The organism is Polaromonas sp. (assembly GCF_041689105.1).
Lineage (GTDB): Bacteria > Pseudomonadota > Gammaproteobacteria > Burkholderiales > Burkholderiaceae_C > Polaromonas.
Window position 1 is genome coordinate 1 of the sequence record NZ_JBDNGU010000102.1, and the last position, 18983, is coordinate 18983.

The 18983-nt window shown below is 62.5% G+C and carries 19 protein-coding genes; all 19 read right to left on the reverse strand.

What is annotated here, in order from left to right:
- Positions 1-218: adenylosuccinate synthetase (locus ACESMT_RS10620; protein WP_372826558.1), on the reverse strand; the 218-nt coding region annotated here is incomplete at its 3' end.
- Between the two features lie 48 nt (positions 219-266).
- Positions 267-1481 (reverse strand): ATP phosphoribosyltransferase regulatory subunit, encoded by a 1215-nt coding sequence (locus ACESMT_RS10625; RefSeq protein WP_372826559.1) that lies wholly within the window; start codon positions 1479-1481, stop codon positions 267-269.
- Between the two features lie 114 nt (positions 1482-1595).
- Positions 1596-1787 carry a DUF2065 domain-containing protein gene (locus ACESMT_RS10630; RefSeq protein ID WP_372826584.1) on the reverse strand — a complete coding sequence of 64 codons (192 nt, stop codon included), beginning with the start codon at positions 1785-1787 and terminating at the stop codon, positions 1596-1598.
- A gap of 2 nt (positions 1788-1789) precedes the next feature.
- Positions 1790-2689: a protease modulator HflC gene (gene hflC / locus ACESMT_RS10635; RefSeq protein ID WP_372826560.1), complete on the reverse strand. Its 900-nt coding sequence runs from the start codon at positions 2687-2689 to the stop codon at positions 1790-1792.
- A 12-nt stretch (positions 2690-2701) separates the two neighbouring features.
- Complete coding sequence (hflK, locus tag ACESMT_RS10640; RefSeq protein WP_372826561.1) at positions 2702-4132, reverse strand: FtsH protease activity modulator HflK; 1431 nt, start codon at positions 4130-4132, stop codon at positions 2702-2704.
- 44 nt (positions 4133-4176) lie between these two features.
- Entirely contained in the window at positions 4177-5337 is a 1161-nt protein-coding gene (gene hflX, locus ACESMT_RS10645; RefSeq protein WP_372826562.1) for a GTPase HflX, read from the reverse strand.
- Positions 5338-5354: 17 nt separating this feature from the next.
- On the reverse strand, positions 5355-5624 hold the full coding sequence (gene hfq, locus ACESMT_RS10650; RefSeq protein WP_293592174.1) for an RNA chaperone Hfq: 270 nt from the start codon (positions 5622-5624) through the stop codon (positions 5355-5357).
- A gap of 51 nt (positions 5625-5675) precedes the next feature.
- A complete protein-coding gene (gene der, locus ACESMT_RS10655; RefSeq protein WP_372826563.1) occupies positions 5676-7019 on the reverse strand; it encodes a ribosome biogenesis GTPase Der in 1344 nt (447 codons plus the stop codon).
- A 329-nt stretch (positions 7020-7348) separates the two neighbouring features.
- Entirely contained in the window at positions 7349-8515 is a 1167-nt protein-coding gene (gene bamB / locus ACESMT_RS10660; protein ID WP_372826564.1) for an outer membrane protein assembly factor BamB, read from the reverse strand.
- Positions 8512-9222: a YfgM family protein gene (locus tag ACESMT_RS10665; protein ID WP_372826565.1), complete on the reverse strand. Its 711-nt coding sequence runs from the start codon at positions 9220-9222 to the stop codon at positions 8512-8514. Before ACESMT_RS10665 ends, bamB begins: the two co-directional genes overlap by 4 nt.
- Positions 9223-9272: 50 nt before the next feature.
- Positions 9273-10589 carry a histidine--tRNA ligase gene (gene hisS, locus ACESMT_RS10670; RefSeq protein WP_372826566.1) on the reverse strand — a complete coding sequence of 439 codons (1317 nt, stop codon included), beginning with the start codon at positions 10587-10589 and terminating at the stop codon, positions 9273-9275.
- A gap of 9 nt (positions 10590-10598) precedes the next feature.
- Positions 10599-11873 carry a flavodoxin-dependent (E)-4-hydroxy-3-methylbut-2-enyl-diphosphate synthase gene (ispG, locus tag ACESMT_RS10675; protein WP_372826567.1) on the reverse strand — a complete coding sequence of 425 codons (1275 nt, stop codon included), beginning with the start codon at positions 11871-11873 and terminating at the stop codon, positions 10599-10601.
- On the reverse strand, positions 11873-12883 hold the full coding sequence (locus ACESMT_RS10680; RefSeq protein WP_372826568.1) for a helix-turn-helix domain-containing protein: 1011 nt from the start codon (positions 12881-12883) through the stop codon (positions 11873-11875). The genes ispG and ACESMT_RS10680 overlap by 1 nt, the downstream gene beginning before the upstream one ends.
- Positions 12876-13685, reverse strand: a complete 810-nt coding sequence (gene pilW / locus ACESMT_RS10685; RefSeq protein WP_372826569.1) for a type IV pilus biogenesis/stability protein PilW — start codon at positions 13683-13685, stop codon at positions 12876-12878. Before pilW ends, ACESMT_RS10680 begins: the two co-directional genes overlap by 8 nt.
- Positions 13682-14827 (reverse strand): 23S rRNA (adenine(2503)-C(2))-methyltransferase RlmN, encoded by a 1146-nt coding sequence (rlmN, locus tag ACESMT_RS10690; protein WP_372826570.1) that lies wholly within the window; start codon positions 14825-14827, stop codon positions 13682-13684. The genes pilW and rlmN overlap by 4 nt, the downstream gene beginning before the upstream one ends.
- A 97-nt stretch (positions 14828-14924) precedes the next feature.
- Positions 14925-15350, reverse strand: a complete 426-nt coding sequence (gene ndk / locus ACESMT_RS10695; RefSeq protein ID WP_372826571.1) for a nucleoside-diphosphate kinase — start codon at positions 15348-15350, stop codon at positions 14925-14927.
- A 121-nt stretch (positions 15351-15471) separates the two neighbouring features.
- On the reverse strand, positions 15472-17097 hold the full coding sequence (locus tag ACESMT_RS10700; protein ID WP_372826572.1) for a pseudouridine synthase: 1626 nt from the start codon (positions 17095-17097) through the stop codon (positions 15472-15474).
- 11 nt (positions 17098-17108) lie between these two features.
- The gene (gene scpB, locus ACESMT_RS10705) at positions 17109-17825 is read right to left on the reverse strand and encodes an SMC-Scp complex subunit ScpB (protein WP_372826573.1); all 717 of its coding nucleotides are present in this window, start codon (positions 17823-17825) and stop codon (positions 17109-17111) included.
- Between the two features lie 103 nt (positions 17826-17928).
- Positions 17929-18969: an RluA family pseudouridine synthase gene (locus tag ACESMT_RS10710; protein ID WP_372826574.1), complete on the reverse strand. Its 1041-nt coding sequence runs from the start codon at positions 18967-18969 to the stop codon at positions 17929-17931.
- Positions 18970-18983 lie beyond the last annotated feature (14 nt).

Consider the following 18983-nt stretch of genomic DNA (forward strand, 5'->3'; position numbering starts at 1 on the left):
ACGCCCGGACGCATGATGCCGCTGGGGATCAGGTGCAGCGCGGTCTTGATGCCGTTGATCACCAGCGTGTGGCCGGCGTTGTGGCCGCCCTGGAAACGCACCACGCCTTGCGAGCTTTCGGTCAGCCAGTCCACCAGCTTGCCTTTGCCCTCGTCACCCCACTGGGTACCCACAACCACCACGTTGCGGCCGGCGGTTGCGGCAGTTGTCTTTGTCATCGTCTGTTCACTCTTTAAGGATGGATGGGATGCGGAGCAATGCAGCGCTCAGCCCGGTGTTTTTGCAAGCAGGCGGACCTGCCACTGGCCAGCCACGTTCACCAGTTCACGGTCGCAGTCGAACTCGTCGACCTCATGTTCATGGCCGGGTAACACGCAGACCAAGGTGTCGCCACCGGCGCGCAGCTGGGCAATGGCGGCACGCAGGCTGGCTTCCTCGCCCCAGGGCGCGCGGATCGCCGGCCGCAAGGGTTTGGGCAGCAGCACGTTGACCAGCTCCTTCAAGTCCAGGCTGAAGCCCGCAGCCGGGCGATTGCGACCGAACACGGCGCCCACCTCGTCATAGCGGCCGCCACGCACCAGCTCGGCGCCCTGCCCGCCGTCGCGCTGGCCATGGCCGTAGATGGCAAAACGGGTGCCGCTGTAATAGGCGTAGCCGCGCAAGTCGGCCAGGTCGAAACCGATCTTCACATCACCCGCCAGGCTGGTGACATGCGTGGCCAGCCATTTCAGGTTCTGCAACGCCTTGAGCGCTTCGGGCAGGTCCCTGAAGGCTTTTTCAGCCTCCGGCAGCACCTTCTCGTCACCGTAGAACTGCAGCAAGGCGAGCAGGCCCTGGCGCGCCGCAGCAGGCAACTTGCCATTGAGGCTGGCGGTCAGGCTGGACAGCTCGCTCGCATCCTTGGCAGCCAGCGCAGCGTGAATGCGCGCCAGCATCGCGGGGCTAACCTTGGCGCCGGCCAGCAGGCTGCTGACGATACGCACATCGGCCATGTCCACCGACAGTTGCGTGACGCCGGCAGCATTGAGGCCTTCGAGCGCCAGCAACTGGGCTTCCAGGTCGGCTTCAAGGCCGGCATGGCCGTAAATCTCGGCGCCAAACTGCAGCGGCTCGCGTGTGGCGTGCGGGCGGTCGGCGCGGGTGTGCAGCACCGGGCCGCAGTAACACAGGCGGGCCACACCCTGGCGATTGAGCAGGTGGGCGTCAATGCGGGCCACCTGCGGCGTGGTGTCCGCGCGCAGTCCCAGCGTACGGCCGGACAACTGGTCGACCAGCTTGAAGGTCTGCAGGTCCAGCGCCTCACCGGTGCCGGTGAGCAGGGATTCGAGGTGTTCGAGCAGCGGCGGCATGACCAGCTCGTAGCCGTAGCTGCGGGCGGTGTCGAGAAACAGGCGGCGCAGCTCTTCGATGTGGCGCGCCTCGGAGGGCAGGACATCGGCAATTTGATCCGGCAATTGCCATGATGACGACCAGGCGGGCATGTATTTATCGTACGCTGTTAAAAACAGGATTTTACCGGGCTTGAGGCCGGTTTTCGGTCGCCTGGCGACCGGATGCACCTGCGCAGCGTAAATAGCTGCGGCGGCGCGGAGGATTCAGAGCAGAAACGCCATCCAGACCAGGCCCGCCACCATGCTGCACAAGCCGAAGAAACGGATCTGGCCGTTGCTCATCGTGAGAATTTGCTCGAACATGCGGCGCCAGCCGCCCGGCGAAAGAAAAGGCAGCAAACCCTCAAGCACCAGCAAACACGCCAGTGCCAGCCAGAGCGTGCCGCTGTCCAGGATGGTTACTTCTTGGCGGGGGTTGCACCCGCGCCGGAACCGCGCATGGCCTTGAAGAAATCGGACGACGGGTCAATCACCATCACGTCGCCCTTCTTGGCAAAGCTGGCCTTGTAGGCGTCCAGGCTGCGGTAGAACTGGGCGAACTGGGGGTCGCGGCCAAAGGCTTCGTTGTAGATCGAAGCGGCCTGGCCGTCGCCCTCGCCCTTGATTTTCTGGGCATCGCGGTACGCATTGGCAATCGTGATCTCGCGCTGGCGGTCGGCGTCAGCGCGGATTTTTTCGCCTTCTGCAGCGCCGGTGGAGCGCAGCTCGTTGGCGACACGTTTGCGTTCGGCCTCCATTCTGCGGTAAACCGATTCGGTGATGGCATCCACGTAGTCGACACGCGTGATGCGCACATCAACCACGTCCACGCCCCAGGGCTTGGCGCCACGCACCACCTGAAGCACCTCAGTCTTCACGTCGGCCATCAGTGCTTCGCGCTTGAGCGAGAGCAAGTCCTTGACCGTGCGTTTGTTGATCTCTTCCTGCAAGGCATTGCGAACCACGCGGTTGAGCTGGTTGGCCCCTGCCCGCTCGTCCAGCCCGACATTGCGGATGTACTCCGACGGGTTGATGATGCGCCAGCGCACATACCAGTCGATCACCACACGCTGCTTCTCGGCGGTCAGCATGGGCTCGGCGTCGGTGCTGTCCAGCGTCAGCAGCCGCTTGTCGATATAGGACACATTCTGAAAGGGTGGCGGCAGCTTGAAATTGAGCCCGGGTTCGGTGATGACTTCCTTGATCTGCCCAAGCGCATAAACCACGCCAAACTGGCGCTGATCCACGACAAACAGCATGGAGCTGGCAAGCGCAAGCAAGACCAGCAGGGACGTGGCAATAAATCCAACTCTGTTCACGATTTGTTCCTCTTAGCGGGTTTCGCGTTCACGGGTGCGCGCTGCATCCCGGACGCGTGGATCGACGGTGCTGGCAGGCACGCCAGCAGGCGAACCGGCGGCAGCGCCGGATAACACGGCGGCATCGCTGCTCGCGGCAGCGCTGTTCTGCGCGGATTGCTGCATGATCTTGTCAAGCGGCAGATAAAGCAGGTTGGAGCCCTGCTTCGACTCAACCAGTACCTTGGTCACGTTGGTGTACACCTGCTGCATGGCATCGAGGTACATGCGGTCACGCGTGACCTGCGGCGCCTTCTGGTACTCGGCCAGCACGGAGCGAAAGCGCTGCGCGTCACCCTGAGCCTGCGCCACGATGCGGGCCTTGTAGGCTTCAGACTCTTCCTTCAGGCGCGAAGCCGAACCCACAGCACGCGGAATCACGTCATTGGCGTAAGCCTGGGCTTCGTTCTTGGCCCGCTCCCGCTCCTGACCAGCCTTGAGCACATCGTCAAAGGCCGCCTGCACCTGCTCGGGCGGGCGCACACCGCTTTGCTGGAGGTTGATCGCCACCACTTCCACGCCGACCTTGTAGCGGTCCAGAATGGTTTGCATCAGCTCACGCACGCGCGGTCCGATCTGGTCGCGCTCCTCGGCCAGGGCCGAATCCATCTTCATCTTGCCAACCACTTCGCGCACCGCAGTTTCTGCCGCCTGCACCACAGCGCCAGCGGGGTCCTTGCTTTCAAACAGATAGGCACGGGCGTCGCTGAGGCGGTACTGCACGGCGAACTTGATTTCGACGATGTTCTCGTCTTCGGTGAGCATGGCCGACTCGCGCAGGCCAGTGGCCTTGATGATGGTGTCACGGCCCACATCGACGGAGCGAATCTGGGTGACAACCACCATCTCGTGGCGCTGTACCGGGTAAGGCAGGCGCCAGTTGAAGCCGGCCCCCACCGTGGACTTGTATTTGCCGAACTGGGTAATTACGGCCTGCTGGCCCTCTTGCACAATGAAAAATCCCGTACCCAACCAGATCAGCACCGCCACAGCCGCAATCAGGCCGACACCGATGCCCGCGCTTTTCATGTCGGGCTGGAAGCTACCGGGGCCGCCGTTGCCGCCCCCACCGCCGCCCATGCTACCGCGCGCGCGTTGACCCGCGTTTTTGGCGCCGCCGAAAAGCCCGCCCAGCTTGCGGTTGAAATCACGCCACAACTCGTCAAGGTCGGGCGGCCCCTGGTTCGGCCCCTGCCCTCGCGGACGGTCGGAAGCGGGGGGCCGCGCCGGTGGCGGCGGCGGGACCTCATCGCGCCCGGGCTCCGGATTGGCGTCGTCGGGCCTTGCCTTGTTGTCGTCATCCCGGCCCCAGCGAGGGTCGTTCAGATTGAACATTCCGCGGGCGCGTTGTCTTAGCCGACCCGGCAGGGTGGTGAGCGTCTGTAGAACAGGGTTCAGGTTCATGGAATCAAACTGCCTTTTTTTAATAACTTCGCTATTGTGCCCAATCAGACCACGACTTCACTGATTTGAAGGTTATCTTCTGCCGGAGGGGTCTGTACATGCCGGGCCAGCAACTGGCGCAGCAGTGGCAAGCCTTCCCCGGTCTGCGCGCTGACAAATACCCGCTCCACACGCTTGCCCGTGTCGGAAAAAGCGTCCTTGACTTCAAAAGTGTCACTCAACTGAAGCGGCCAGCGTGACTTTTCAAGGGCATCGAGCTTGTTGAACACCAGAATTTGCGGCACCTCCGCTGCGCCGATCTCGGCCAGGACACGCTGCACCTGCTCAATCTGCTCCAGGTGGTCAGGATTGGCACCATCGACGACATGGATCAGCAGATCGGCATCCGCCGCCTCCTGCAAGGTGGCGGCGAAGGCATCAACCAGCCCGTGCGGCAGATCCCGGATAAAGCCCACGGTGTCGGACAGCGACACGGAGCGCGCCGCGTCCCCTAGATACAACTGCCGTGTGGTGGTGTCCAGCGTGGCAAACAACTGATCGGCGGCGTAGGCGCGCGCCTTCACAAGCGCATTGAACAGCGTGGACTTGCCGGCGTTGGTGTAGCCCACGAGGGAGATCGTGAAGGAGTTGCGCCGCTCGCGCTGGCGGCGCTGGGTTTGCCGCTGCTTTTTCACCTTGGTGAGCCGCTCTTTTGTGCGCTTGATCGACTCGCCAATCATGCGTTTGTCCAGCTCGATCTGCTTTTCACCCGGACCGCCGCGTACACCAGCACCGCCTGTTTGCCGCTCCAGATGGGACCAGCGCCGGACCAGGCGCGTAGACAGGTACTGCAGACGCGCCAGTTCGACCTGAAGCTTGCCTTCGTGGCTGCGCGCCCGCTGCCCGAAAATCTCCAGGATCAACAGGGTCCGGTCATTGACCGGCAGGCCCAGCACCCGCTCCAGATTGCGCTGCTGGGCCGGACTCAGGGACTGGTCGAACAGGACTTCGCTCGCACCTGTTTCCAGCGCCAGCATCTTGATTTCGTCGGCCTTGCCGCTGCCTATGAAAAGCGCCGCGTCGGGGGCTCGACGTTTGCAGACGACGCGCGCGGCCGGCTGCATGCCCGCTGTTTGCGCAAGCAGGCCCAACTCTTCGAGGCCGGCATCAAAATTGGGAGCCCCCAAATCCACCCCGACCAGGATGGCCAGGGGCGCCGATGTCACGGAAATGTCCTGAGAACTCAGCTGGCTGGGCTTTCTTGGGATTCTGCGGCAGCAAAATTGACTGCGCGACCGGGAACAATCGTTGAAATGGCGTGTTTGTACACCATTTGGGTAACCGTATTGCGCAGCAGCACAACGTACTGATCGAAAGATTCGATCTGGCCCTGAAGTTTGATGCCGTTGACGAGGTAAATCGAAACCGGCACGTGTTCCCGGCGCAAAGTGTTGAGGAAGGGGTCCTGCAACAGCTGACCTTTATTATTGCTCACGATATTTTCCGTGTTCAAGAGTTGATGGAAGTCCACCTTACCACATGCTACCCGGCGCAAATGTAGGCGTCAGGCTGAATCTTTGTCAGCGTAAGGGTTGCTCGAGGACTTCATCTGGATGCGCAGAGGCGTGCCGACCAGCTCGAACTCCTTGCGGAAGCGCCCTTCCAGGAAGCGCTTGTAGGCGTCGGTGACATGTTCGAGCGAGTTGCCATGAACAATGATGATGGGCGGGTTCATGCCGCCCTGGTGGGCATAACGCAGCTTGGGGCGGAACATGCCGGCCCGCTGCGGGCTCTGGAACTGCACGGCTTCGAGCAGCAGGCGGGTCAGCACCGGTGTGGACATCTTGCGGTTGGCCGAGGCATGGGCCTGGACGATGGACTTCCAGACCGGTCCCAGCCCCTGGCGCTTGATCGCGGAAATATTGTGGATGGAGGCAAATTTCAGAAAAGACAGGCGGGTTTCGACGGAGCGTTCCAGGATTTCCCGCTGGTAACTGTCCACCACGTCCCATTTGTTGACTGCGAGCACCACCGCGCGGCCACTTTCGAGGATGTAACCGGCAATGTGGGCGTCCTGGTCGGTCACGCCCTGGGTCGCGTCCAGCAGCAAAAGTACCACATTGGCGCTTTCGATGGCCTGCAGGGTTTTGACCACCGAAAACTTTTCAATCGCTTCGAAGACCTTGCCCTTGCGGCGCAAGCCGGCGGTGTCTATCAGTTCGAACTTCTGCCCGGCTTTTTCAAAAGGCACCGAAATCGCGTCACGTGTGGTGCCCGGCTGATCAAACGCCACCAGGCGTTCTTCACCCAGCCAGGTGTTGATCAGCGTGGACTTGCCCACGTTGGGCCGGCCGGCCACCGCCAACTTGATGACGGTTGGGTCGGCGGGTTCGCCCTCCTGATCCGGGTCCGGCAGGTTCAGGGGCTGCAGCGCCATCTCGACCAGGGTGCGCATGCCCTGACCGTGGGAAGCCGAGACGGGCAGGATTTCACCCAGTCCGAGTTCGAAAAACTCGGAGAGCTGCACACCTTCGGTCATGCCCTCGGCCTTGTTGGCCGTCAGCACCGTTGGTTTACCCAGTTTGCGCAGGTACTTGGCGATTTCATGGTCCTGGGCATTCACGCCAGCGCGCGCATCCACCACAAAGACAACAACGTCCGCTTCCGCCACGGCCTGCCGGGTCTGTTTGGCCATTTCCTTGTAGATGCCGTCCACGGCCTTGGGCTCGAACCCGCCGGTATCAATGACGATGAACTCCTGCGCACCCAGACGGCCATTGCCATAGTGGCGGTCCCGCGTGAGGCCGGCGTAGTCGGCCACAATCGCGTCGCGCGACTTGGTGAGCCGGTTAAAAATCGTCGATTTACCCACATTGGGGCGACCGACAAGAGCTAGAACAGGTTTCACAGAATGGCGATCAACAGGGGCAGCGGACTAGGCGAAACGAGGAGCGTATAGGCTCCCTCTTTACCAACCAGGGTTACGGAACCGGCTCCGCCGGGCCGCAGGCGCAGCGCCCCCTCGGGGGGCAGCGCAGTACGCGAAGCGACAAGCGTGGGGGCCAACGTGCGCCGCGCAGGGCCGCCCCAAGCAAGCACAGCCCCCTCGGGGGGCAGCGCAGTACGCGAAGCGACAAGCGTGGGGGCCAACGTGCGCCGCGAAGGGCCGCCCCAAGCAAGCACAGCCCCCTCGGGGGGCAGCGCAGTATGCGAAGCGACAAGCGTGGGGGCCAACATCTACTCCGGCACAAAGCCGTAAACGTTGCCAGAACGCGTCACGACGATCAGGGTGTTGGCGGCCAGTACCGGGGAGGCTGCCACCGGAGAGCCGTCTGTGGTGAGCCGGTTTAACAAGGAACCGTCGGCGCGCGACAGCAAATGGATAAAACCAGCGGAGTCGCCGATGGCGATCGAGCGGCCCACCACCACGGGCGAGGTCAGGCTGCGGTAACGCAGGCGTTCGGTGCTCCAGGCGCTTTCACCATCGGCACGCAGCCAGGCCAGTACCTTGCCATCGGCTTCAGTGCCAAACACCAGGCGGTCATCGCCGTCCAAGCCCTGCGCTCCATTGGCGGGTTTGCTCCAGAGCAAGGTGCCACGCCCGGCATCGACGCAGCCAACGCTGGCCTGGAAGGCTCTGGCGCAAACGGTATTCCCGATGCGGCTGACGGTGCCTACGAGGTCCACCAGGCGCTCCACATCGTTGATGCCGCGCGGCGAGGCAATCGGTGCCTCCCAGCGGATGCTGCCATTCAGCGGATTCAGGCCGGTCAGCCGGCCAGCCAGGCCAACCACCAGCGTGTCGCCGACAGCCAGCATCACGCCAGATTGGCGCAGCACCAGCGGCTCGCTGGGGCGCTGCTGGGTCCAGAGTTTGCGGCCCGTCTGGCCGTCAAAGGCGTTGACTGAGCGATCCGCGGCAAGCACAAAAACGCGCCCGCCAGCGACAAAAGGAGAGCTGAAAGCCTGCGCCGCCAGTTTTTGCCGCCAGACTTCCTTGCCGCCAGCAATGGCCACCACTTCATTGGCACGCGTCACTACGGCGGCGAGCTTGCCGTCGCTGCCCACGCCAGCGGCAATCGGCGTGCCTATGTTTGTGCGCCAGAGGTCACGACCGGTGCGCGCGTCGAGCGAGGCCACGGTGCCATCGGCCGCGGCCACCGTGACCGTCTCCCCAGACACTTCGACCTCCAGCGGAAAGCTCACTTCACCGATACGTGCGGTCCAGGCCTGCCGGACCGGCACCAGCGCGACCACAGGCTGCAATTCGGCAGGCAGCGGCTTTTTGACGGAGCTGCCGAACAGCCCGCCGACCATCGAACAGCCGGACAGAATCGCTATCAAAACAATAGCTGTCGACGCTTTTCCAGCAAGGGCCAGAGGCCTGAAAGACTTGAAAATCACTGTTTGACCTCCGTGGCGGACGCGGGAGAAACTGCAGCGGCGGCTGCAGGGCTGGACAATGCTGCTGACGGATTGACTCCGAGCGCATTGAGTTTGACCTCGACCAGTCGCCGGTATTGCGTACGCTCGTCCATGCCTTTGTAGGCTTTTTCGTATTCGGCTTTGGCTTCGCCTTTTTTACCCTGCGCAGTGAGAACATCACCGCGTCGGTCCGCCACCAGCGCGGCGAAGTCCTTGGGGAAAGAGCCAGACAGCTGCTGCAGCGCTTCGTCATAGTCCTTGGCTTCGAGCAACACACCGGCCAGGCGGAGCTTGGCAATCGCCCGGTAACCTTCATCAGCGCTTTTGCCTGCTACCCAGACCAGAGACGTCTTGGTGCCATCGATGTTGCCCTTGTCGTAATACGTCTTGGCGGCGAGCAGTCCGGCCTGTTGCGCAAAGGCGGTGCTGCCAAATTTGTCCTTCATGTCGGCCAGTGCCCTGTCCAGGCGGCCGGTTTCACCCGACGCGGCAGCACGTTCGACCTCGTCGTACATGATCGCAGCCTGCGCCTGCTGGCCGCGCTGCCAGTAGTGGTAACCGTTCCAGGCTGCGAAGCTGCCGAAAATGGCGATCAGGGCCCAGGTAATCAGGTTGCCGTACTGTTTCCAGAAGTGCTTGAGTTCGTCAAGCTGCTCCTGTTCTTCAAAATCGAGTGGTTTTGCCATAAAGCGTTGCTTGTTCTGTCGGGTAAAGTGGAACGATTGTAGGGTGCGCTTCAGGAGCCGCTGCGCAAAACCTGCGCCCAGGACGAGATGTCGTCCAACGGCTGCAGGAGCTGCGCCTGCGCGGCGTCGGCCTTCCCGTCCCGCAAAGGCTTGACTGCCACCTGGCCTGCATCCAGCTCGGCCTGACCGAAAATCAGCGCAAACCGCGCGCCGCTGCTGTCTGCCTTCTTGAACTGGGACTTCATGCTGCCCATGCCTGCCGACGTCGCCGCAGCGTGCATTTGCACGCTGACGCCAGCCTCGCGCAGCGCCTGCAGCGTTTTCATGACCAGCGGCAGCGCTGCCGCGTCGGGAATGACGGCATAGGCATCCGGCACCGGCATCGGAACAACGGTCCCCTGCTCCTTGATGAGTTCAAGCACCCGCTCGACCCCGAGCGCCCAGCCGACTGCAGGGGCGGGCTTGCCACCGATTTGCTCGACCAGATAGTCGTAGCGGCCGCCCGCGCATATCGTGCCCTGGGCACCAAGCCGGTCAGTCACGAACTCGAATACCGTGAGGTTGTAATAGTCAAGACCGCGCACCAGCCGATGGTTCACGCTCCATGGCACGCTGTTGGCATCGAGGATGGCCTTGAGTGCCTCGAAATGCGCCAGCGACTGGGAACCGAGGAAATCGATCAGACGCGGGGCACTTTCCACCACGGCTTTCATGGCCGGGTTTTTGGTATCCAGGATGCGCAGCGGGTTGCTGTGAAGCCGCCGCTGGGCTTCTTCATCGAGCAGATCCGCATGGTTTTCGAGATGGGCGATCAATTCGGCACGGTGCCGGGCCCGCTCCTCGGGCTGGCCCAAACTATTGATCTCCAGGCGCCAGTCGGTCAGGCCGATCTCCTTCCAGAGCGCGACCGCCAGCAGGATCAACTCTGCGTCTGTCTCGGCGCCGGCAAAACCCAGCGCCTCGGCCCCGATCTGGTGAAACTGGCGATAACGCCCGCGTTGCGGCCGCTCGCGCCGGAACATCGGGCCCATGTAGTAAAGGCGCTTGCCACCTTCGTAGAGCATGTTGTGCTCGTTCACCGCGCGCACCAGGCTGGCCGTATTTTCGGGGCGCAGGGTCAGCTGATCGTTGTCGCCATACTTGTCGGAGCGATCGGCAAACGAGTACATCTCCTTTTCGACAATGTCGGTGACCTCGCCGATGCCCCGCACAAACAGCTGAGTGTGCTCCAGGATGGGGGTGCGGATATTGCGGTAGGCGTAACGGCCCATCAACGAGCGGACTTTTTCTTCCAGCCACTCCCAACGCGCCGAATCAGGCGGCAATATATCGTTCATGCCTTTGACGGCAGCTAATTTTTCAGCCATGGGGCAGGTTCAAGCGGTCTGGGCAACGGCTTGCGTGCCAAAGCGCTTTTCAATGTAATTTTCGACAATCACCCGGAACTCCTGCGCAATCCGGTCGCCGCGCAAGGTCACACTTTTCTCGCCGTCGATGTAAACCGGCGCGGCCGGCGCCTCGCCCGAGCCCGGCAAACTGATGCCGATGTCGGCGTGTTTACTCTCGCCCGGGCCATTGACAATACAACCCATCACCGCGACCCTGAGCTTTTCAACACCGGGGTATTGCTTGCGCCAGACAGGCATCTGGGCGCGCAGGAAGTCGTCAATCTCCTTGGTCAACTCCTGGAAAGTGGTGCTGGTGGTTCGGCCACAGCCGGGACAGGCCGTAACGCTGGGTACAAAGCTGCGCAGTCCCAGGGCTTGCAGGATTTCGGAAGCAACCACCACCTCCTGGGTGCGCGCTTCGCCGGGTTGCGGCGTCAACGATACGCGGATGGTGTCGCCTATGCCTTCCTGAAGCAACACGGCCAAGGCGACGCTGGAAGCCACCGTCCCCTTGGTGCCCATGCCGGCCTCAGTCAGCCCCAGGTGCAAGGCATAGCGGGATCGTCTGGAGAGCTCACGGTAGACCGAAATCAGGTCCTGCACACCGCTGACTTTGCACGACAGGATGATCTGGTTCTTGTCCATGCCCATCTGCTCGGCCAGTACGGCGGAGTCGATGGCCGATGTGATCAAGGCCTCGTACATCACCTGCTTGGCATCCCAGGGCCGGGTACGGCGGCTGTTCTCGTCCATCAGGCTGGCCAGTAACTCCTGGTCCAGACTGCCCCAATTGACACCTATGCGTACTGGCTTGTTCCAGCGAACCGCCGCCTCGATCATCTGGCCAAACTGCCTGTCGTGTTTATCGCCCTTACCCACGTTGCCGGGGTTGATACGGTACTTCGACAGCGCCTCCGCACAAGCGGGGTAATCGGTCAGCAGGCGGTGACCGTTGAAATGGAAGTCACCCACCAAGGGCACGTCGATGCCCATACGGTCCAGCTGCTCACGCACATACGGCACCGCCTGGGCTGCCTCGGGGGTGTTGACAGTGATGCGAACCATTTCCGAGCCAGCCAGCGCAAGCTCCTTCACCTGGATGGCGGTGCCGATGGCATCGACCGTATCGGTGTTGGTCATGGACTGGACACGCACCGGCGCATCCCCGCCCACCGTGACCACACGCGAACCCCAGACCACCCGCGCCTGCGCAGACACGCGTGCTTTCGGGGCAGCAGACTCAACCGGTAAACAGGGGGACACTATTTCACCTCAAAACGTGCAACGTTGTCTTTGCTCACGGCGCTCAAGTCGAACGGCCGTCCACGCACCTGCACCTGGGTGACATCCGCACGGCCGACAACTGCCGCCAGCGGTACCGCCCCGGAGGCCCCGGCGGCTTCGCCGGCTGCCAAGGTGCGGCGCAAGACAACCACCCCTTTGGCATCGGTGACTTCAACCCAGGACTCGCCTTTGGCCGTGAATACGATGAGCCCCGTCGTCACCGCTGTTGCCGTCGCAGGCACGGCCGGAAAGGCGGACACCGCAGCCGCACCTGTACCCGGCGTTGTCAGTGCAGGCGAGGCCGCAAGTTCGGAGGCCAACACCGGCGCGGCAGGAGCGGCCGCAGGCGCAGACGCCTCGACTGCACTACCCGCGTTGCCCGCGCCGGGCAGATTGCTGCTTTCTGTCACGTTCCCTCCAACAGCAGTTGCACCCCCTCCGGTCGGTTGCGGCTCCGCCAGCGTTGCCGGCATGGCAGCTGACGACGCGGCTGGCTGCGCGACCAGGTTCTGCTGCTGGACCGCCGGCAAAAGAATGAGCACCAGGGCACCGAGCAGCAGCAACAGCCCAGCCAGCACCGCAGGCCTGGACACCTGCGTCCAGAGAGACGGGCCAGGCCCATCGCTGGGAGAGCGAAAAGGCGTGTTGATGCTGGCGCGCGGGTAATCAAGGCGCGGTTTGCCGGTCTGCGGCAACAGCGCCAGCACGGGAGCGCCATCCATCTTGAGTGTGCGGCAAACGCTTGAGGCCAAAGCGCGGACAAACACCGCATCGGGCAGCAGGTCCAGCCGGTCGGCCTCGAGTGCCTCCAGTTTTTTTACCGGCACCTTGAGCGCCACTGCCAGCGCGGCAATGTGCAGACCCGCAGCCTCGCGCGCCTGCCGCAACAGGGTTCCAGCACTCGCGACAGCCACCGCAGGCTGAGATGGAAAAGACCCTTCTTGCGGCAGCATGCCGCTGTCCGGCACCTGGCCATCAAACTCACTCATTGAAGGCCCCTTTTTCATAAGCTGCAGCCTCTCGAGACGCACCGAAGCGTTTGCTCAACTGGCCGGCCAGCTGCAACATGGCCTGGCGATCACCCAAGGCGCGTTCGACCTTGATCCCCAGCCACAGGGTCTCCGCATTGGCCAGGTTGCTGTTATTGACGCGGCGAATGTAGAACTGAGCGCGTGCCAGGTCGCCGCGCTGGAACAGCGCCCTTGACAGGTGGTAAGCGGTAATGGGGTTGCCGGCATCCAGCTCATATGACTGCAACAAGCTGCGCTCACCTTCAGCCGCCTGGCCTGCACCGATCTGGCAAATGCCTTGAGTCATCAATGTTTTGGCCTGCCCTTCGTACTGGGGAGTGGCGATGGCACGCCCGAACATCGCGACCGATTCACTGTAACGTTTTTGCTGGCAAAGCAGCCAGCCATAGTTGTGCAGTACATCGCCGTCCCGCGGATTGAGCGCCAGGGCCCGGCGAAAGCTTTCCTCGGCCAGCGCGTTGTCGTTCAGGCGCATATAGACCAGTCCGCGCAGATTGTGCGCATCGACAAAGGTCGGGTCGGCCGTCAGTGCCTGCTTGAGCTCGTCGAGCGCCACATTGGTTTGCCCCTGCTGGAAATAATTGGCGGCAAGTTCAAGACGGATGCGGGCGCGCCTGCGGCCATCGGTTTGGTCCGACTCCGTCATGATCTCGGCGCGCCCGCCGGGGCCCGCCGCTGCCCCGGGGTTGGCAGCACAGCCCGCGAGCAGCACAGCCGCCCAGCAGACGAAAAGCCACATTACGTTGCGGACAAGCGTCATACACCGACCTCTCTGGAGACTATCTTGATGCCCTTGAGCATACCCTGCCGCTGCGACGCCATGCGCTGCTGCACGCCGGTGCGGTCCTGCACGTCGCCGGCCAGCTGGCCGCAGGCTGCATCGATGTCGTCACCCCGGGTTTTACGCACCGTGGTCACGATGCCAGCATCCATGAGGATTTTCGCGAAAGCCATCACCTGCGGCATGTCAGAACGCTTCAGACCTGATGCGGGAAAGGGGTTGAAAGGAATCAGGTTGAACTTGCAGGACAGACCGCTCACCGAATGCTTTTGCATCAAGGTCACCAGTTGCCGCGCGTGCTCGGGCTGGTCGTTAACGCCATCGAGCATGCAGTATTCAAAGGTGATGAAGTCGCGGGGGGCGGCCACCTGGTAGCGGCTGCAGGCATCAAGCAATTCCGCAATCGGATATTTCCTGTTGAGTGGCACAAGGTTGCTGCGCAGGCTGTCTTCAGGCGCATGCAGCGACACCGCCAGCGCGACCGGGCAATCCTGCGCGAGACGGTCCATCATGGGCACCACGCCGGAGGTCGACACGGTCACACGCCGGCGTGAAAGACCATAGGCATGGTCATCGAGCATCACGCGCAATGCCGGCAACAGCTGCGAATAATTCTGCAAGGGCTCGCCCATGCCCATCATCACAACATTGGAGACCACGCGCTCATCCTTGCCCAGATGACGGCGCAGGAAGTGTTCGGCAAACCAGAGTTGGCCGATGATCTCGGCAGTGCTCAGATTGCGGCTGAAGCCCTGGTGTCCCGTCGAGCAAAAACGGCAACCCACCGCGCAACCGGCCTGCGATGAAATGCACAAGGTCCCGCGATCAGACTCGGGAATAAACACGGTTTCGATGACATCACCGGCACCCACGTCGAACAGCCACTTGATGGTGCCATCGGCCGAGTCGTGGCGCGACACCACCTTGAGGGCAGGGATGTACGCAGACGCAGGAAGTTTTTCACGCAGGGACTTGGCCAGATCGGTCATCTGCCCGAAATCGGTCGCGCCCTTCTGGTGAATCCAGCGGAAAAGCTGGGTAGCGCGAAACCGCTTTTCCCCCAGCCGCTCGCAAAACGCAGCCAGACCTTCAAGATCGTAATCAAGCAGGTTGGTGGTCATTGTGGGAAGTCGCGGATGGCCGCACACCCTGAAGTTCCGCCCCGGGCATGCGGCGACCCCGTGGCGGGGCGGCTAGGCGTCGGGGCTGACATGTCGATTAACGCGAGTAAATGTTCATGCCCGCGAAGAAAAAGCTGATCTCCACGTGGGCTGTTTCGGCAGCATCGGAGCCGTGCACCGCGTTGGCGTCGATGCTCTCGGCGAAATCGGCGCGAATCGTGCCGGCCGCAGCCTTCTTAGGGTCGGTAGCGCCCATCAGGTCACGATGTTTGAGGATCGCGTTTTCGCCTTCCAGCGCGGAAATCATGACCGGGCCGGAAATCATGAAACCCACCAGGTCCTTGAAGAAAGGACGGTCTTTATGGACAGCATAAAAAGCTTCGGCTTCTCCGCGCGACAGATGCGCCAACCGGGCAGCCACGACTTTCAGGCCGGCAGCCTCGAAACGGGCGTAAATCTGGCCGATGACATTTTTGGCCACAGCATCGGGTTTGATGATGGAGAGAGTGCGTTCGATCGCCATGAGATTTCCTTGGTATGAATTTTCTTGATTTTTGGGGATTTATTCAAATCGAATAAAGCCTCTGATTTTACCCCGCTGGCATTGCCCCCGGTCAATGCCGGTGCACGCAAGTACCGGGGATTTAACGATTGCCGCCCCGGTTGCCGCCACCATTGCCACGGTTACCGCCGCCCCGGTTGCCAGTGCCTCCGGGCCGCTGACCAGTTCCCCCGCCGCCGTTGCCACCGCCTGTATTGCCTGGCCCACGCCGCTGGCCCTGACCCGGAGCCTGCCGCTGGCGGGTAAATGTCTCAGCACCGATGTAGCCAAACGAAGTCTTCATCGGGTCAGGTTGCGCACCACCGGGGCCCTTGTCGCTGCGGTCGCCCCGATTGTTGCCACCGTCATCGCGGCGCCGTTGGCCCTGCCCCTGGTTCCCGCCAAAGTTTCCGGGAGGGCCGGACTGCGGGGCGAATCCACCGCTGCCGCCGCCTGGCCCGCGCCCCTTGCCGCCACGGCGCTGGTTGGCGCCACGCGATGCGTCGCTGCGGGGCATCGGTGGCTGGAACTCGTACGGACCCGGTTCATCACCATCGTCCTGGCCGGACGCAGGCTGCTGCTCAACCGAACGAGCCGCCCCGGCGTCTGGGCGCCCGCGCGCGCCGCGCGACCTGTCGTTGCGGCGTGGACCGCGTGCGGGAGGGGATTCACCAACGCCGTCTACGGCTTCAGTCGGGGTTTTCGGCCCGCGGGGATCAGCGCGAGACTCCGAACGTCCGACCGCGCTGGTCAGGGCCCAGATGTCACGCTCATCGAGTTCCACAAACGCGCCGCGCTTGAGGCCGCGTGGCAGCACCACGGCACCGTAACGGATGCGGATCAGGCGGCTGACAGCATGGCCCACAGCTTCGAACATACGGCGAACCTCGCGGTTACGCCCTTCCGAGATCGTCACCCGGTACCAGCAGTTGGCGCCCTCGCCGCCGCCAGCCTCAATGCTGCTGAACTGGGCCGGCCCGTCGTCGAGCTGCACGCCGTCGAGCAGGCGTTTTTTCTCTTCGTTGTTCAAGGCGCCAAGCACCCGGACAGCGTATTCCCGCTCCAGGCCGAAACGCGGATGCATCAGCTTGTTGGCCAGTTCGCCGGAACTGGTCAGCAGCAGCAAGCCTTCAGTGTTCAGATCGAGCCGTCCCACCGATTGCCACTTGCCCTGAAACAGCTTGGGGAGGCGGCGAAAAACAGTGGGGCGATTCTGCGGATCGTCATGCGAAACCACTTCACCGGCAGGCTTGTGATAAGCAATGACGCGCGGCGGCGGCGGGTCAATGCGCACCCGTATCGGCTTGCCGTTGACCTTGACGGTGTCGCCAAACTGGATGCGCTGGCCAATGTGCGCCGGCTCGGCGTTGACGGAAATCCGCCCTTCCAGAATCAGCTGTTCCATTTCGAGCCGTGATCCCAGTCCAGCCTGCGCGAGCACCTTGTGCAGCTTGGGCGTTTCGGGTTGGGGAAGCAAAACCCGCTTGGGCAGGTCCACTTCGACATCTTCCTCGTCCGCATCAAACTTGCCTGTGACGACATCGTCGAAGCGATTGACCGGTGCTGGTGGCGCCTGAAGCGGGCGAGTGGCCGCAGCGACGTGCTTGGCCAGCTCGTCAGCTATCAATTCAGTAGCTGCCGGCGCTTTTTGTACAAGGGCTGGGGCCACTTTTTGCTCTTCAACCTGGTCGGCCGGATCGGCCGAAGCCGGGTTGTGGTTGGGGTTCATGCGGTGTTTGCTCAGGCGTGTGGATCAGTGAATGCCTGGCGGTCAAGCGGGGCGTCCTGCAAGTTATCAAGGTCTGCCGTTTCGGCCGGGCTGGCCGCTTCCGACACCACCCGGGGGTCGGGATCTGGAACAGTTTCTTCCAGCGCCAGGGCTTGTTCGCCGCTGGCGGGTCCCGCCAGGCCAAACTCGATCTGCTCCAGCATCGAAGCCTGGCCGTCAGTGCTGTCCATGGCCGGCAGCTGATCGAGCGATTCGACGCCCAGGTCGTCCAGAAACTGGCGCGTTGTCGCGTACAGGCCGGGACGTCCCACGGTTTCACGATGGCCTATGACCTCAACCCAACCCCGGTCTTCCAGTTGTTTGAGCAGCAGGCTGTTGATGGTCACGCCGCGTATATCTTCCATGTCGCCGCGTGTCACCGGCTGGCGATAGGCAATGATGGCCAGGGTTTCCAGTGTCGCGCGGGTGTACCGCGGCGGCTTTTCAGGGTGCAGACGATCCAGGAACTCGCGCATGTCAGGTCGGCTCTGGAAGCGCCAGCCACTCGCCACATGCACCAGTTCCACGCCTCGCGCGGACCAGTCGTTTTGCAGGTCCTCAAGTAGCAGCTTCAGCGTATCGGCCGTGAGCGCCCCGTTGAACAAAACACCCATGTCGCGTACAGCCAGCGGCTGCTGGGCGCAAATGAGTGCCGTTTCGAGGACGCGCTTCGCATCCGTCGTATTCATGGTCTTGGTTCCGAAAGTAATCGAGGTCAGAGCGCCTGGCAGCGCGATTCACATTCATGCGCAATCACCTTATCAGGGGGCGCCATGTGCGGGTAGCAGAAAACTACTGGCCTTGATTGTATCCCAGCCCCACCGCGGCAATGGCGGCGGCCAGATCGGCCGGTGGCGGGGAAAAAAAATCAAGCGCCTCGCGACTTACCGGGTGTTCAAACGCCAGCCGGCAGGCATGCAGCGCCTGGCGTTGCAGACCGACAGCCGGCAATCCGCCATAGACACTGTCCGATACCAGCGGGTGGCCAATCGACGCCATGTGCACGCGGATCTGGTGGGTGCGCCCGGTCTGCAATTTGCAGCGCACCAGGGAGAACCCGGCCTCGCTGCCCAGCCTGAAAATCCCTGTGGACGCCGTCTTGCCTGAATTCCTTTCCATATCTACCACCGCCATGCGCAGCCGGTTGCGCGGGTCGCGCCCTATTGGCGAGTCCACCTGCCGCGCAGCCGTCCCCTGCCAATCCCCGTGGGCGAGCGCCAGATACTCGCGGGTGACCGTTCGGGCGGCAATCATAGCCACCAGTTGGTCCATGACCTGGCGCCTGCGGGCCACCACCATCAGGCCGCTGGTATCCTTGTCCAACCGGTGCACGATGCCGGCGCGCGGCAGCAGGCTGGCCTGCGCGTCACGCGCCAGAAGGCCGTTGAGCAACGTGCCGCTCCAGTTACCAGGCGCCGGGTGGACCACCAAGCCGGCCGGCTTGTTGACGACCAGCAGGAACTCGTCTTCAAACACCACCTCCAGCGCCATTGCTTCTGGTTTGAACGCCTGGCTTTGCGGCGTGGGTTTGAGCTCTATCTGGAGCGCGTCACCTGCTTTGACCTTGGCCGATACCTTGGTGACGAGAACGCCTTTGAGCCGCACAGCCCCCGCTTCGATCAACTGCTGCAAATAACTCCGGGAAAATTCAGGCACCATCCCGGCCAGCGCGCGGTCAAGGCGCTCGCCATGGCTGACGACGGGCACCATCACCTCACGCAGTTCAAAGCCCGCATAGGCATCAATCTCATCTGCGATCTCGTCGGACAGGGGCAGGCCGTCTGAGGCATTGGCGCTCGATATAATCAATTTGTTTTGTACAGAATCAGTCATTAACAGGATCAATC

What these genes read in the sequence shown, in the direction of transcription:
- ACESMT_RS10625 (WP_372826559.1), bottom strand. Translation starts at nt 1,481, where the DNA reads ATGCCCGCCTGGTCGTCATCATGGCAATTGCCGGATCAAATTGCCGAT.
- hflK (WP_372826561.1), bottom strand. Translation starts at nt 4,132, where the DNA reads ATGAACCTGAACCCTGTTCTACAGACGCTCACCACCCTGCCGGGTCGG.
- ACESMT_RS10665 (WP_372826565.1), bottom strand. Translation starts at nt 9,222, where the DNA reads ATGGCAAAACCACTCGATTTTGAAGAACAGGAGCAGCTTGACGAACTC.
- hisS (WP_372826566.1), bottom strand. Translation starts at nt 10,589, where the DNA reads ATGGCTGAAAAATTAGCTGCCGTCAAAGGCATGAACGATATATTGCCG.
- ACESMT_RS10680 (WP_372826568.1), bottom strand. Translation starts at nt 12,883, where the DNA reads ATGAGTGAGTTTGATGGCCAGGTGCCGGACAGCGGCATGCTGCCGCAA.
- pilW (WP_372826569.1), bottom strand. Translation starts at nt 13,685, where the DNA reads ATGACGCTTGTCCGCAACGTAATGTGGCTTTTCGTCTGCTGGGCGGCT.
- rlmN (WP_372826570.1), bottom strand. Translation starts at nt 14,827, where the DNA reads ATGACCACCAACCTGCTTGATTACGATCTTGAAGGTCTGGCTGCGTTT.
- ndk (WP_372826571.1), bottom strand. Translation starts at nt 15,350, where the DNA reads ATGGCGATCGAACGCACTCTCTCCATCATCAAACCCGATGCTGTGGCC.
- ACESMT_RS10700 (WP_372826572.1), bottom strand. Translation starts at nt 17,097, where the DNA reads ATGAACCCCAACCACAACCCGGCTTCGGCCGATCCGGCCGACCAGGTT.
- scpB (WP_372826573.1), bottom strand. Translation starts at nt 17,825, where the DNA reads ATGAATACGACGGATGCGAAGCGCGTCCTCGAAACGGCACTCATTTGC.
- ACESMT_RS10710 (WP_372826574.1), bottom strand. Translation starts at nt 18,969, where the DNA reads ATGACTGATTCTGTACAAAACAAATTGATTATATCGAGCGCCAATGCC.